Source organism: Variovorax sp. OK605 (assembly GCF_900115445.1).
Lineage (GTDB): Bacteria > Pseudomonadota > Gammaproteobacteria > Burkholderiales > Burkholderiaceae_C > Variovorax.
In genome coordinates, this window is sequence record NZ_FOWL01000006.1 from 47930 (window position 1) to 60909 (window position 12980).

15 protein-coding genes are annotated in these 12980 nt (G+C 69.6%); 11 read left to right on the top strand and 4 right to left on the bottom strand.

Annotated elements, in window-relative coordinates; translation table 11 throughout:
• The 4 genes from BM013_RS16850 to BM013_RS16865 all read left to right on the top strand — a co-directional run.
• Positions 1 to 203: hypothetical protein (locus tag BM013_RS16850; RefSeq protein WP_218153662.1), on the top strand; the 203-nt coding region annotated here is incomplete at its 5' end.
• A gap of 105 nt (positions 204 to 308) precedes the next feature.
• Positions 309 to 791, top strand: a complete 483-nt coding sequence (locus BM013_RS16855) for a RidA family protein (protein ID WP_093128785.1) — start codon at positions 309 to 311, stop codon at positions 789 to 791.
• Complete coding sequence (locus BM013_RS16860; RefSeq protein ID WP_093128786.1) at positions 788 to 1252, top strand: GNAT family N-acetyltransferase; 465 nt, start codon at positions 788 to 790, stop codon at positions 1250 to 1252. The genes BM013_RS16855 and BM013_RS16860 overlap by 4 nt, the downstream gene beginning before the upstream one ends.
• An 11-nt stretch (positions 1253 to 1263) precedes the next feature.
• Positions 1264 to 2013, top strand: a complete 750-nt coding sequence (locus tag BM013_RS16865) for an SMU1112c/YaeR family gloxylase I-like metalloprotein (RefSeq protein WP_093128787.1) — start codon at positions 1264 to 1266, stop codon at positions 2011 to 2013.
• A gap of 143 nt (positions 2014 to 2156) precedes the next feature.
• Here the strand turns inward: BM013_RS16865 and BM013_RS16870 are convergent, their stop codons facing one another.
• Together BM013_RS16870 and BM013_RS16875 are read right to left on the bottom strand one after the other, a co-directional pair.
• Positions 2157 to 3488: a sensor histidine kinase gene (locus BM013_RS16870; protein WP_093128788.1), complete on the bottom strand. Its 1332-nt coding sequence runs from the start codon at positions 3486 to 3488 to the stop codon at positions 2157 to 2159.
• Between the two features lie 130 nt (positions 3489 to 3618).
• Entirely contained in the window at positions 3619 to 4308 is a 690-nt protein-coding gene (locus BM013_RS16875; protein ID WP_093128789.1) for a response regulator transcription factor, read from the bottom strand.
• A gap of 141 nt (positions 4309 to 4449) precedes the next feature.
• Here BM013_RS16875 and BM013_RS16880 point away from each other — a divergent pair, with 141 nt between their 5' ends.
• Genes BM013_RS16880 through BM013_RS16900 form a run of 5 tightly spaced genes read left to right on the top strand, consistent with a single transcriptional unit; the run spans position 4450 to position 8669 of the window.
• A complete protein-coding gene (locus tag BM013_RS16880; protein WP_093128790.1) occupies positions 4450 to 5310 on the top strand; it encodes an alpha/beta hydrolase in 861 nt (286 codons plus the stop codon).
• Between the two features lie 44 nt (positions 5311 to 5354).
• A complete protein-coding gene (locus BM013_RS16885) occupies positions 5355 to 5678 on the top strand; it encodes a phosphopantetheine-binding protein (RefSeq protein WP_093128791.1) in 324 nt (107 codons plus the stop codon).
• Positions 5675 to 6952, top strand: coding sequence for a beta-ketoacyl-[acyl-carrier-protein] synthase family protein (locus BM013_RS16890; RefSeq protein ID WP_093128792.1), 1278 nt, complete (start codon positions 5675 to 5677; stop codon positions 6950 to 6952). The genes BM013_RS16885 and BM013_RS16890 overlap by 4 nt, the downstream gene beginning before the upstream one ends.
• A 52-nt stretch (positions 6953 to 7004) precedes the next feature.
• The gene (locus BM013_RS16895) at positions 7005 to 8132 is read left to right on the top strand and encodes a sterol desaturase family protein (RefSeq protein WP_093128793.1); all 1128 of its coding nucleotides are present in this window, start codon (positions 7005 to 7007) and stop codon (positions 8130 to 8132) included.
• 3 nt (positions 8133 to 8135) lie between these two features.
• Complete coding sequence (locus BM013_RS16900; protein ID WP_256221535.1) at positions 8136 to 8669, top strand: GNAT family N-acetyltransferase; 534 nt, start codon at positions 8136 to 8138, stop codon at positions 8667 to 8669.
• Positions 8670 to 8688: 19 nt separating this feature from the next.
• Here the strand turns inward: BM013_RS16900 and BM013_RS16905 are convergent, their stop codons facing one another.
• A complete protein-coding gene (locus BM013_RS16905; protein WP_093128795.1) occupies positions 8689 to 10965 on the bottom strand; it encodes a heavy metal translocating P-type ATPase in 2277 nt (758 codons plus the stop codon).
• A gap of 151 nt (positions 10966 to 11116) precedes the next feature.
• Here BM013_RS16905 and BM013_RS16910 point away from each other — a divergent pair, with 151 nt between their 5' ends.
• Together BM013_RS16910 and cueR are read left to right on the top strand one after the other, a co-directional pair.
• Positions 11117 to 11311: a heavy-metal-associated domain-containing protein gene (locus BM013_RS16910; protein ID WP_093128796.1), complete on the top strand. Its 195-nt coding sequence runs from the start codon at positions 11117 to 11119 to the stop codon at positions 11309 to 11311.
• The gene (gene cueR / locus BM013_RS16915) at positions 11308 to 11709 is read left to right on the top strand and encodes a Cu(I)-responsive transcriptional regulator (protein ID WP_093128797.1); all 402 of its coding nucleotides are present in this window, start codon (positions 11308 to 11310) and stop codon (positions 11707 to 11709) included. The genes BM013_RS16910 and cueR overlap by 4 nt, the downstream gene beginning before the upstream one ends.
• A 4-nt stretch (positions 11710 to 11713) precedes the next feature.
• Here the strand turns inward: cueR and BM013_RS16920 are convergent, their stop codons facing one another.
• The gene (locus tag BM013_RS16920; protein WP_093128798.1) at positions 11714 to 12679 is read right to left on the bottom strand and encodes a YcjF family protein; all 966 of its coding nucleotides are present in this window, start codon (positions 12677 to 12679) and stop codon (positions 11714 to 11716) included.
• Positions 12680 to 12980 lie beyond the last annotated feature (301 nt).

Genomic DNA, 12980 nt, shown 5'->3' on the forward strand with positions numbered 1-12980 from the left:
ACAACCAGATCATGCGTGCCAACATGTCCAACAGCCGCGTTGCCGATCTCGAGATTTCCGGCACCCGCATCACCGGCAAGCTGGACTTCCACGGTACGCAGGCCACGCAGCAGAAGGTGGACATGAGCGCCGGCAGCACCTTCGGGCGTGTCGACCAGATGGACGGTTCGAACATCCGGCTGCAGCCGCGCTCCGCGCGCTGAAGCGCCGCGTGCCGGATTGCCTCGGGGGCAGTCCGCGCTTACCCTCGGTGTTCCCTTCGAACGAATGCACGCACTTCGCACCCCGCACGCACGAACACCGACACCATGCCCCGCATCACCGAACGCCTCGCCGCCCTGGGCCTCGTCCTCCCGCCGCCCGTGACGCCACCGCCCGGCGTCGTCCTTCCGTTCCAGTTCGTGCGCGTCATCCGCCGCCGCGCGATCGTCTCGGGCCACGGCCCGCTCAACGCCGACGGCACCATCGCCGCGCCGCTCGGCAAGCTGGGCCGCGAGCTGAGCGTCGAGCAAGGCTACGCGGCCGCTCGGCTCACGGCGCTGGCGATGCTCGGCAGCCTGCAGCGCGCGCTCGGCGATCTCGACCGCATCACCGCGTGGACGCGCGTGTTCGGCATGGTCGCCAGCGCACCGGGCTTCGACAGGCAGCCCGCCGTCATCAACGGTTTCTCCGATCTCATCCTCGAACTCTTCGGCCCCGACGTCGGCGCGCACGCGCGCAGTGCCGTGGGCATGGCGGAGCTGCCGTTCAACCTCCCGGTGGAGATCGAAGGCGAGGTGGAGTTCGAGTGACGACACCCGCGCATCCATGGACCTTGCGGCGCGCCGAGGCGCCCGACACGGCCGCCGTCGCCGCCTGTGCCGCGGAGGCCTTCCGCATCTACATCCCGCGCCTGGGCGTCATGCCGCGGCCGATGACACGCGACTACGGCGAGGCCATTGCCCACGCGCAGGTGTGGGTCGCCACACTGCACGGCGAGACCGTGGCCGCGTTGCTGCTCGACGTGACCGGCGAAGGCTTCCTGATCGACGTGATCGCCGTGCTGCCGCGGCACCAGGGCACGGGCCTCGGACGCGCGTTGCTCGAACTGGCGGAGCGCGAGGCGCTGCGGCAAGGCCATGCGTCGGTCTATCTTTTCACCAACGAGAAGATGACCGAGAACCTCGCGCTCTACCAGCGCATCGGCTATGTCGAATACAGGCGCGAGTCGCTCGACGGCCGCACGCGTGTCTACCTTCGCAAGCCGCTGTAGCAGCCACTCCGATGCAGCTCGACCGCATCCACCATGCCGCGATCATCTGCGCCGACTACGCGGTGTCGAAGCGCTTCTACACCGAGGTTCTGGGCCTGCGCGTGGTCGCCGAAAACTACCGCGCCGCGCGCGACTCGCACAAGCTCGACCTGGCGTTGCCGGACGGCTCGCAGATCGAGCTCTTCTCCTTCCCTCAGGCGCCCGCGCGGCCCACGCGTCCTGAAGCGCAGGGCCTGCGTCACCTGTCCTTCGAAGTGCACGACGTGCAGGCCGCCGCCGACGAACTCGCCGCACAAGGCATTGCCGTCGAGCCCTTGCGCACCGACGAATTCACCGGCCGGCGCTTCACCTTCTTCGCCGATCCCGACGGCCTTCCGCTGGAGCTCTACGAAGCCGCACCGGCCGAAGCCCTCGATGCGTTGCTGCTGAAACTCGAAGGCGCGCTGCACCTGCGCGAGGTGCGCGCGAGCGCCGTGCGACTCGAGGAACTGCTCGACGACGACTTCCATGAACTCGGCGTCTCGGGCACCGTGTGGACCCGCGCCGCGATCGTCGAGGCCTTGCGCGGTGAGGCTTTTTCCGTGCGCACGATGTCGGACTTTCGCGTGCTGCGCATGGCGAGCGACGTGGCGCTGGTCACCTACCGCGCACACCGCGAAGCCATTCCCGAAAGGCCTGCCGCGGACTCGTTGCGCAGCTCGCTGTGGAAGCGCCGGCACGGCCGCTGGCGCATGGTGTTTCACCAGGGCACGGCCCTGTAGTTTCTTCTTTCTTTCTCCCTCCCCTTCCGGGGGAGGGCGGGGTGGGGGCACAGCGGCCTCCAACCCAACGCGGCGCCTTATCAGAGCAAAGGCCTGCCCCCATCCCAACCTTCCCCGAGAGGGGAAGGCGCAAGACAGCAGCGCTACGCGGCCTCGCCGAACGCCACGCTCGCGCGAAGCCCCGTCGGCTCCGCCGCTTCCAGCCGCAGTTCCGCCCCCAGCAGCTCCGCATAGCGCGACACGATCGACAGCCCCAGGCCCGAGCCCTGGCCCAGCTTCTGACCTTCCGGCCCTTGCGCCCAGCGCTGCATGAGGTCGCGCCGCGCCTCGATGGGAATGCCGGGCCCGTCGTCGATCACGCTCAGCGTATGGCCCGACAGCTCCACCGTGATGGTGCGCCCGCCGTAGCGCAACGCGTTGTCGATCAGGTTGTCGAGGATGCCCTCGACCAGCGCCTCGTTCGCAAGCACCACCACGCCGTCGTCGAGGCCGCGCGCCCCCAGGTCGACACCGCGCGCGTCGGCCTTGGCGAGGTGCCGCAGCACGGTCTGCTCGGCCAGCACGTCGAGCCGCACCGGCACGCGCTCCAGCCCCGCGCGCGCCTCTTCGGCCAGCGCCAGCGCCAGCAGCTGGTCGATCAGGTGGCTGGCGCGGCCTTGGCGCTCCGACACGCGCTCGAGCTGCTCGCGCCACACGGCGGTGTCGTGCTGCGCCAGCCCGTACTCGGCGAGCGCGCGAATGCCCGCCAGCGGCGTGCGCAGCTCGTGCGCCACGTTGCCCACGAACTCGCGCTGCGCCTGCACGCTGTGGCCGAGGCGCTCGAACAGCGAGTTCACCGCGTTGCCCAGGCGCTGCAGTTCGCGCGAAGTCTGCGCCACCGACACCGGCGACAGGTCGTGCACGTCGCGCCGGTCGAGCGCGCGCTGCAGCTCGCCGAGCGGGCGCAGGTCGCTGCGAATGCCGTACCAGAGCCACACGGCCAGCAGGATCAGCAGCACGATCTGCGGCGCCAGCGCATAGCCCAGCAGCTGGCGCACCAGCGCGGTCCGGCTCAGCGTGGTCTGCGCAATGATCACGCGGTAGGGCATGCTGATGTCGGGCTCGGCGTCGTGCTCGAGCACCACGGCGCGCAGCGTGCTGCCCTCATAGTCGATGTCGGCGAAGCGATAGCGCGCGCCGTCGGCCGGCAGCGGCGCCTGCAGGCCGGCCTGGCCCGAGATCAGCGTGCCGTCGAGCCGCTGCACCGCGAAGTACACCTTGTCGACCTGGTCGAACAGCACGGTCGCCACCTCGCGCGGCGTCAGCAGCAGCTCGATGCCCCGCTCGCCCGCCTGCACGTTGGCCGAGAGCGCGTACGCGTCGTCGAGCATGCCGCGGTCGAAGGCCTGTTCGGAAAAGTAGTTGGCGATGACCAGCGCGATGACCGCGCCGACCATCCACGTGAGCGCCAGCGGCACCAGCACGTTGCGCAGCACGCGCCGCGTGAGCGACGGTGCCGGGCGCGCGCCCGTCCCCCTCGCCCCCTTCGCCCCCTTCGCCCTTCCCCCCGCGCGCGCTGCCGGCGTGGCTGGCTGCTCTGTCTTCGTCGGCTCGGTCACGCGCGGATCACACCTCGGCCTCGAGCAGGTAGCCGATGCCGCGCAGCGTGCGGATGCTCGCGCCCGAGCCCTGCAGCTTCTTGCGCAGGCGCGAGATGAAGGCTTCGAGCGCGTTGTCGCCCAGCGATTCGTCGAAGCTCGAGAGCTTGTCGGACAGCGCCCGCTTGCTCACCGTGCGCCCCGGCGGGCTCATGAGTTCCCACAGCACCTCGAACTCGCGCGCCGGCAGGTCGAGCGGGCCGCCCGTGGTGGAGAAGCGCCGCGCCTTGCGGTCGAGCTTGAGCTGGCCGAGCAGCACGATGTCCTCGGTGCCCTTGGCGCGGCGCACCAGCGCGCGCAGGCGGGCCTCGACCTCGGCCAGGTCGAAGGGCTTGCCCAGGTAGTCGTCGGCGCCGGCATCGAGGCCGGCGATGCGCTCCTCGGTGCGCCCGCGCGCGGTGAGCACCAGCACGGGCGTGCGGTCGCCGCGCGCACGCGCCTGGCGCAGCGCGGTGAGGCCGCTCGCAAGGCCGCTGGTGGGGCTGGCGGTGGCGGGCAGGTTGAGGTCGAGCAGCACGGCGTCGAAAGGCTGCACGCGCCACAGGTGGTCGGCATCCTCGACGTTGGTCGATACGTCGACGCGATGGCCCGCATCCGCAAGGCTGCGCAGCATCACGTCGCGCAGCACGGCGTCATCTTCGACAAGCAGGATTCGCATGGTATTTTTTGAATGGTTGGAGAGGGTCTGCCATTGCGATCGACGGGTCAGCGGCCGGTCAGTCGCTCCAAGCGATAAACGCCACATGAGCATACGACAGCCACACGAAACACGGGCCACTTTCATGGCCCGTGCCGCCCGATGAGTGCACGCGAACCCTCCGATCAGTTGAGCATCGTCCCGCCCGAGGTGCAGCGCACCGCGGTGGTCCTGCTGCATGGTTTGTGCAGCACGCCTGACGAGTTGCTGACCGTGCAGTCGGCGCTGCGCAGCCGTGGCTACGCGGTGCACCCGATGACGATCGAAGGCTACTCGTTCGACGCGAACGCGCCGCTGCAGCGCGCCGCGCCGTACGAGCGCTGGCTCGACGCGATCCAGGCCCAGGTGAAGGCGCTGCGCGCGCAGCACGACCGCGTGATGCTGGTCGGCATCTCGGCCGGCTCGTCGCTGGCGCTCGGCGCGGCCATCCGCTGCGGTGCCGAGGTCGACGCGCTGGTGCTCATGTCGACCACGCTGCGCTTCGACGGCTGGGCCATTCCGCGCACGCAGTTCCTGCTGCCGCTGGCTTTCTACACGCCGCTGGGGCGCTTGTGGCAATACCGCGAACGCCCGCCCTACGGCGTGAAGAACGAACGTGTGCGCGCCTGGATCGAGCGCGAGCTGCGCCACCGCAAGGTCTCGCGCGCCGGCAGTTCGGTGATCGGCGTGGGCCACCTGCGCGAGCACGACCGGCTCATTCGCCATGTGCGGCGCAACCTCAACAACGTGCAATGCGCCAACGTGCTCGCATTGCATGCCCAGCAGGACGAGGTGGCCAGCGTGGCCAATCTCGACATCCTCGCGCGCGGCCTTCGCTGCCGCGCATTCCGAACGGTGGTGGTCGCCAACAGCTACCACATGATCACCATCGACAACGACCGTCAACAGGTTGTGCGCGAAACAGTGTCGTTCGCCGATGCGGTGGCGCATGGCACGATGCCCGAGCATCCGCTGTACGCCTGAACCCTCCGCACACGTTCGACATCGCCTGAAAGGAAAACATCTCCATGTCTTCTTCCGTCTCCTCTTCGCCCACTTTCAACAGCATCGCCACGATCCTGGAAACCGACTTCCGCGTCGAGCGCTCGGCCATCTCGCCGGCCACCGCGCTGTCGGACCTCGGCCTCGACTCCCTCGCGCTGATGGAGTTCGTCTTCGCCGTGGAAGACGCCTTCCACCTGCGCATTCCGGAAGACCGGCTCGACCCGCGCGAAGCCGGCATCACGCTGCAGCGCCTGTGCGAGGTGATCGACGCCGAAAGCGCCAGCGGTGCCGCTGCGCCCGCGGCTGCATCCGCCCAGTCCATCCAACCGGCCGAAGCCACCGCATGAGCAGCGGTGCCGCCCACGCCGTTCTCGCCGCCTCGGCCGCGCGCGCCGCCTCCGCGCCGGTGCGCGTGAGCGGCATTGGTTTCATCACCCCCATCGGCCGCACCGTCGAGGCCTTCGACGATGCGCTGTTCGCGGGCCGCTCGGCCGTGCGCGCGCAGGCGCTCGAGATCAAGGGCATGGACACGGTGCAGCTCGCCGTCGCCGCCTGCGAGTTCGACTCGAACGGCGTGCGCAGCACCTCGCGCCTGCCGCTGGACCGCGGCACCGCCATGGCGCTGGCCGCCGCGCAGGATGCCGCGTCCGAAGCCGGGCTCGACCTCGACAGCCTCGACCGCGACCGCCTCGGCGTCTTCTGGGGCAGCGGCCTCGCGGGCGCCGGCACCTTCGACAACACCACCAGCGCGCTCTACGGCGAACAGCGCCGCATGCGCCCGACCACCGTGCTCACCGTGATGCCCAACGCCGCCGTGGCGGAGCTCGCGCTGCACTTCGGCGCGCGCGGCTCGGCCATTGCCTACGCCTGCGCCTGTGCCTCCTCGGCCGTGGCCATCGGCGAGGCCATGCGCGCCATCCGCGGCGGCTGGATCGACGTGGCCATCGTCGGCGGCCACGACGCCATGCTCACGCCTGGCGTACTGGCCAGCTGGAACGCCATGCGCGTAATGGCCACGCCGCCGGCCGACGCGCCGGCTTCGGCCTGCCGTCCGTTCTCGGGCGACCGCGCGGGCTTTGCCATCGGCGAAGGCGCGGCCGCGCTGGTGCTCGAATCGCAGGCGCATGCCGCTGCACGCGGCGCCGAAGCGGCGCCCTTCGTGCTCGCGGGCTACGCCACCAATTGCGACGGCACGCACATCACCAACCCCGACACCGCGGGCCAGGTGCGCGCCATGCGTGCCGCGCTGCGCGACGCGGGCCTGGAGGCCTCGGACATCGGCCACATCAACGCGCACGGCACGGCCACCTCGGCCGGCGACGCCGCGGAAGCCGCCTCGATCCGCGAGGTGTTCGGCAAGTCCGTGCCAGTCAGCGCCACCAAGGCCATCCACGGCCACGTGCTCGGCGGCGGCGGCGCGATCGAACTCATCGCCACGCTGCGCGCGCTGGCCCGCGAAACGCTGCCGCCCATCGCGAACCTGCAGACGCCCGACGCCGCCTTCGATCTCGACTTCGTCCAGGGCGAGGCGCGCGAGGCCAAGGGCATCCGCTATGCGCTGTCCAACTCCTTCGCTTTCGGCGGCACCAACGCGGTGATCGTGGCCGGCCGCCAGGACTGACGACGCGGCAAGACTGAAGATTCGCTGAACGCTTCCTGAAAAAACGAACACGGTGCATCGGCTGGTCGTTCTCGTGGTGCCCGTGTTCGCGCTGCTCATGGCGTGCGAATTCGCCTGGGGGTGGCTGCGGCGGCGCAACAGCTACCGCTTCGGCGACACGCTCGGCAGCCTGAGCCAGGGCCTGCTGAGCCAGGCGCTCGCGGTGTGCACGCAGCTGTTCCAGATCGGCCTGTACGCGATGGTCTATCCGCTGGTCGCGGTCTGGACCCGGCCCGACTTCTGGGACGGCGCCATCGGCTGGATCGTGGCCGTGCTGCTGTTCGACTTCTTCGACTACTGGCTGCACCGCGCGGGCCACGAGTCGGCCGTGTTCTGGGCCGCGCACTCGGTGCATCACCAGAGCCAGCACTTCAACTTCTCCACCGCGCTGCGGCAGGAGAGCACCGTGGCCTTCCTGGGCTGGGCCTTCTACCTGCCGATGGCGGTGGTGGGCGTGCCGCCCGAGCAGTTCGGCCTGGCGGGGCTGATCGTGCTGGTCTACCAGTTCTGGATCCATACCGAGCACATCGGCAAGCTCGGCTGGTTCGACCGCGTGTTCTCCTCGCCCTCGAACCACCGCGTGCACCACGCGGTGAACGACGGCTACCTCGACCGCAACTACGGCGGCATGCTGGTGGTGTGGGACCGCCTGTTCGGCACCTTCGCCGAAGAGAAGGAGCCCTGCGTCTACGGCACGCGCAAGGCACTGGCCAGCTTCGACCCGGTGCGCGCCATCCTCGGGCCGTACCTGCCGCTGCTGCGCGACGCATGGCACACGCGGCGCTGGCGGGACAAGGCCGCCGTGTGGTTCAAGCCGCCCGGCTGGCGCCCGGCCGACGTGGCGGCGCGCTTCCCCGATGCGCCGTTCTCGATGGAAGAAGCCAGGCAGCTCCACGGCCCGGCGTTGACACGCGTGCAAGCGGCATCGGCCTCGGTGCATTTCGCGAGCTGGGTCGGCGTGACGCTGGCCTTCCTGTGGCGCGCCGACGACCTGGCGTTCCACACCGGCCTGGCGCTGCTCGCACTGGCGGTCGGCGGTTTCTGGACCCTCGGCGCGGTGCTCGACGCGAAGCTGCGGCTGCGATGGGCGTGGGGCGCGCAGCTCGCGCTGCTCGCGCTTTCCGCGTGGCTGCTGACTTGATCCTTGCCTGAGCCTCGCTATGCTCGGCGCCTCCCTCCCCCGGAAGCTCCCACCATGCGCAGGCTGGCCACACCGCAGGACATCGACAGCGTCTTCGCCCTCTACATGCACGAGAAGGTCGTTCCCTTCCTGGGCTACGACCCGATGCCGCTGGAAGACTTCCGCGCCATCTACCGGGAGCTGCTCGGCGGCGGCTCCTTCTACGTCTACGAACACGAAGGCAGGATCGCCGGCTTCTACCGCGCCGTTCGCTACCCCGGCCGCGTGCAGCATGTGGCCTGCCTGGGCACGCTGGCGGTCGACCCGGCCTTCCATGGCCAGGGCATCGCGCGGGCCATGGTCACCGAGGCCATCGACACGCTGAAGGCGGCCGGCGTCAAGCGCATCGAGCTCTTCGCCGAAAGCGACAACGCGACCGCGCTGCGCTTCTACGACAAGCTGGGCTTCGAGCGCGAAGGCACGCTGCGCAAGTTCTACAAGCGCGCCGGCGACGCGGACTATGTCGACGAGTACGTGATGGCACGCCTGTTCGACTGAACAGCCGGCCGCGACAACATCAGGGCTTCCAGCGCCGCAGCAGCAGCGCATTGGCCATCACGCTCACGCTCGACAACGCCATCGCCGCACCGGCCACCACCGGGCTCAGCAGGCCGAAGGCCGCGAGCGGGATGCCGGCCACGTTGTAGGCAAAGGCCCAGAACAGGTTCTGGCGGATCTTCGCCACCGTGCGCGCCGACAGCTCGAAGGCCTGCGCCACCAGCGCAAGGTCGCCGCGCATCAGCGTGATGCCGGCCGCTTCCATCGCCACGTCGGTGCCGCCGCCCGAAGGCGCCATCGCCATGCCGACGTCGGCCGCGGCCAGGGCCGGCGCGTCGTTGGCGCCGTCGCCGACCATCGCGACGACGTGCCCGTTCTTCCTCAAGGCGCTGACCTGCGCGGCCTTGTCGGCCGGCAGCACGTCGGCGCGCACGTCGCCGGCATCGATGCCCAGGCGCGCCGCCATCGCCTGCGCCGCGCGCAGGTTGTCGCCCGAGATCATCACCACGCGCAAGCCGCGCGCACGCAGCGCGCGAACGGCTTGCGCGGCCTGCGGCTTCGGCTCGTCGGCGAATGCCAGCAAGGCTTGCACATGCGCGGCGCCCGCCTCGTCGAAACGCAGCAGCGCGGAGACCGTCGCGCCCTGCGACTGCAGGCGGTCGACCTCGGCCTCGTCGGGCATGGCGTCGAGCTCGCGGCACCAGCGCAGGCTGGCAATCGCCCAGTGGGTGCCGGCCACATCGCCGCGCACGCCGCGGCCCGGCCATGCCTGCATCGCGCCCAGCGCGGGCACCTGCACGTGGCGCTGCGCCGCGGCCGACAGCACCGCCTTGGCGAGCGGGTGTTCGCTGCCGCTCTGCAGGCTGGCGGCAGTGGCCAGCAATTCGTCTTCGCCGATCGAAGCACCCCTCAGTAACACCGCCGGCACCAGCGCCGTGAGCACCGGGCGGCCCACCGTCAAGGTGCCGGTCTTGTCGAACGCGACCGTGTCCACGCGGTGCGCGATCTCCAGGGCGCGCGCGTCCTTGATCAGGATGCCGTGGCGCGCCGCCACGCCCGTGCCCGCCATCACCGCGACCGGCGTGGCCAGGCCCAGGGCACAGGGGCAGGCAATGACGAGCACCGCCACGGCGTGGATCAACGCCGTCTCGATGCCGGCGCCCGCCACCAGCCAGCCCGCCAGCGTGGCCAGCGCAATCACCAGCACCACCGGCACGAACACGGCCGCCACCTTGTCGACCAGCCGCTGGATCGGCGCCTTCGCGGCCTGTGCGTCCTCGACCAGCCGGATGATGCGCGCCAGCACGCTCTCGGCGCCGACCGCGCGCACCTCCACCACCATGCGGCCGTCGCCGTTCACGGCGCCGCCCGTCAGCGCGTCGCCCGGGCCCTTGGCCACGGGCAGCGGCTCGCCGGTGAGCATCGATTCATCGACTTCGGATTGCCCTTCGACCACCAGCGCATCGGCCGGCACGCGTTCGCCGGGCCGCACCGCGAGGCGGTCGCCCACCATCACCTCGGCCAGCGGCACGTCGCTTTCCTTGCCGCGCGCACCGACCAGGTGGGCGATCTCGGGGCGCAGTTGCTGCAGCGCGCGAATGGCCGACGTGGCCTGGCGCTTGGCGCGCGCCTCGAGCCACTTGCCGAGCATCACCAGCGTGATCACCACCGACGAGGCCTCGAAGTACAGGTGCGGCATGGCACCGTGCCCGGCATGCTCGCCGGTGGCGGAGCGCCACCAGAGCCACAGCGACAGGCCGAAGGCCGCGCTGGTGCCCAGCGCCACCAGCAGGTCCATGTTGCCGGTGCGCGCCCGGGCCGCATGCCAGCCGGCGCGGTAGAAGCGCGCGCCCAGCCAGAACTGCACCGGCGTGGCCAGCAGCAGCTGCACCCAGGGCGGCAGCATCCAGTCCTGCCCGAAAGGGTCGCCGAGCATCGGCGCCAGCAGCGGGATCGACAGCGCCAGGCCGACCGCGACCGGTCCGAAGCCGTGCCATGGCGAGAGCGCCGCGGCTTCGTCGGCCGCGGTGGCCGCCGCGCGCGGCTCGTAGCCGGCGGCGCGCACGGCGCGGCGCAGGCGCACGTCCATGTCGTCGATGCCGCCTTTGTCGCCGCTGCCTGGAGTAGTGACCACGCGGGCCGATTCCGTCGCCAGGTTCACGCTCACGTCCTGCACGCCGGGCACGTTCTTCAGGGCACGCTCGACGCGCATGACGCACGAGGCGCAGGTCATGCCGCCGACCGAGAGGTCGAGCGTGGCGGCGGCGGACACAGGGGATGACTGCAGGTTTTCCATGGGTGAAGACTAAGGCTTCACACGATGGCAAGGTCAAGCGGAAAATTGCAGTGTCCCTGCGCTGGACATTGACATCGTGAGAGGGTTCAGACTGCGGTCTCTTTCCCAGTCAACCATTCATTCATTCATCCACTTCGAAGGAGCCAGAACGATGAGCCAGAAATTCCAGGTCACAGGCATGAGCTGCGGCCACTGCGTGAGCGCGGTGCAGAACGCGGTGCAGACGGTGGACCCCGAGGCGCAGGTCACGGTCGATCTCGAGACCGGCCACGTCGACGTGCTGAGCGAACAGCCGCGCAAGGACATCGTGGTGGCAATCGAAAACGCGGGCTACGCCGTCCAATGAGCGGCCCCGTCACCATCGGCGATGCGGCGCAACGCTCCGGCGTGTCGGCCCGCATGGTCCGGCACTACGAAGGGCTGGGCCTGCTGCCGGCGGTGGCGCGCACCGAGAGCGGCTACCGCCAGTACGGCGACGCCGACATCCACACGCTGCGCTTCATCAAGCGCTCGCGCGACCTGGGTTTCTCGATGGAGGAAATCGCCGAGCTGGTCGGCCTGTGGAACAACCGCCGCCGCGCCAGCGCCAGCGTGAAGCGCATCGCCGAAAAGCACCTGGGTGAACTGGAACAGCGCATCGCGGACATGCAGTCCATGCGCAACACGCTGTCCCACCTGGTTCACTGCTGCCACGGCGACGCCAGGCCGGAGTGCCCGATCCTGGACGACCTGAGCAAGGTCTAGGCGCTCAGGCGCCGCGCACCAGCGACAGCACCTTGCCCGCGTCCAAGGTGCGGGCCTTTTCCTGGATCGCCGGCAGGTACTGCGCCTGCAGGCCCTGCCCTTCCTTGACCACGCCCGAAAACGCGTCCTTCAGCATCTGCGTGGAAAGCGTGCGGCCGCCGGCGTAGTAGCGCCTGGCCACGTGGCCCAGCGCATAGGTCGCGGCAAAGCTCATCCCCGAACTCACGGCCTGGTTGCCCAGCCCGCGCAACAGGCCGCCGCCGACCTTGCCGAGCAGGCCGCCGAGCAGCTTGCGCCCGGCCTGCTCCAGGTACTGCGAGGTCAGGCCCACGCCGACCGTCGCCAGGAAGTCCTTGATGTGGCCGCTGTCGAGCTGGTACCCATGGGACTGGCCGATGCGATAGACCAGTTTCATCTGCAACGGAATGATCGCCATGGTCGACAGGGTCTCGGGCAGCAGCTCGAGCGCGCCGTTCAGGATGGCGGCGTTCAGGATCGACTTGTCGAGCTCGGCGCTGTCGGGGAGGTTCGGCGCGCCGGCCGCCGTGGCCACCGCCACCGTTGCGGCGCCCGCAGCCGCGGCCGCAGCTGCCACTGGCACCGCGGCAATCTCCTCCGCCTGCTGCGAAAACCCGGCCGCCGACGCGTCCAGCCCAAGCGACGTGCGCACGTCGGCCAGGAACATGCGCTCGGCCTGCGACTGCGTGCCGTCGGCGTCGCAGACGCACACCGCCATCTCATAGGCCAGCTGCCGCGCCTCGGTGCTCTTGAGCTCGCCGGCCACCGAGGCCAGCGACACCCGCTTCATCAGCACGTCCTGGTAGAGCGTCGGCAGGTTCACGCCATCGGCCTGCGACAGGCCCTCGGCGATGCGCCTGATCTCCTCGCGTTCGCGCTCGTGCTTCTCGCCATCGACAAAGGCAGCCAGCAGGGACAGGGTAACTATCGACTTTGTTTCCGAAGGTGTCATTTGTACGAAATTTCGCAATATGAAGGACTGGGTTCGGTCGCCGGACGGAGCGAAGGTTCCGCCGCCCGTTCTCCCCACAAACCTTGGGCAACTCTGTGGATAACCTTCGTACTACCGTGTAGGGGTTCTGCAAGTGGTTGATCTACAAGGGAAATCTACATTCTGCTCAAAAATTGAGCAATGAATTTCTCTGCGCCGAAACCGTCTTTCGCAGATTTCCGGAGGGGAGTCAAAGGACAACTCTGGGGACACTTTTTGGACAAGCCATCGGTTATCCACAGGCCCGACCGGTTACCCCATG

Bases quoted from the DNA above. Each gene is read 5' to 3' on its own strand.
- BM013_RS16890 (WP_093128792.1), top strand. From the start codon at position 5,675: ATGAGCAGCGGTGCCGCCCACGCCGTTCTCGCCGCCTCGGCCGCGCGC.
- cueR (WP_093128797.1), top strand. From the start codon at position 11,308: ATGAGCGGCCCCGTCACCATCGGCGATGCGGCGCAACGCTCCGGCGTG.
- BM013_RS16885 (WP_093128791.1), top strand. From the start codon at position 5,355: ATGTCTTCTTCCGTCTCCTCTTCGCCCACTTTCAACAGCATCGCCACG.
- BM013_RS16920 (WP_093128798.1), bottom strand. From the start codon at position 12,679: ATGACACCTTCGGAAACAAAGTCGATAGTTACCCTGTCCCTGCTGGCT.
- BM013_RS16855 (WP_093128785.1), top strand. From the start codon at position 309: ATGCCCCGCATCACCGAACGCCTCGCCGCCCTGGGCCTCGTCCTCCCG.
- BM013_RS16905 (WP_093128795.1), bottom strand. From the start codon at position 10,965: ATGGAAAACCTGCAGTCATCCCCTGTGTCCGCCGCCGCCACGCTCGAC.
- BM013_RS16865 (WP_093128787.1), top strand. From the start codon at position 1,264: ATGCAGCTCGACCGCATCCACCATGCCGCGATCATCTGCGCCGACTAC.
- BM013_RS16910 (WP_093128796.1), top strand. From the start codon at position 11,117: ATGAGCCAGAAATTCCAGGTCACAGGCATGAGCTGCGGCCACTGCGTG.
- BM013_RS16875 (WP_093128789.1), bottom strand. From the start codon at position 4,308: ATGCGAATCCTGCTTGTCGAAGATGACGCCGTGCTGCGCGACGTGATG.
- BM013_RS16880 (WP_093128790.1), top strand. From the start codon at position 4,450: ATGAGTGCACGCGAACCCTCCGATCAGTTGAGCATCGTCCCGCCCGAG.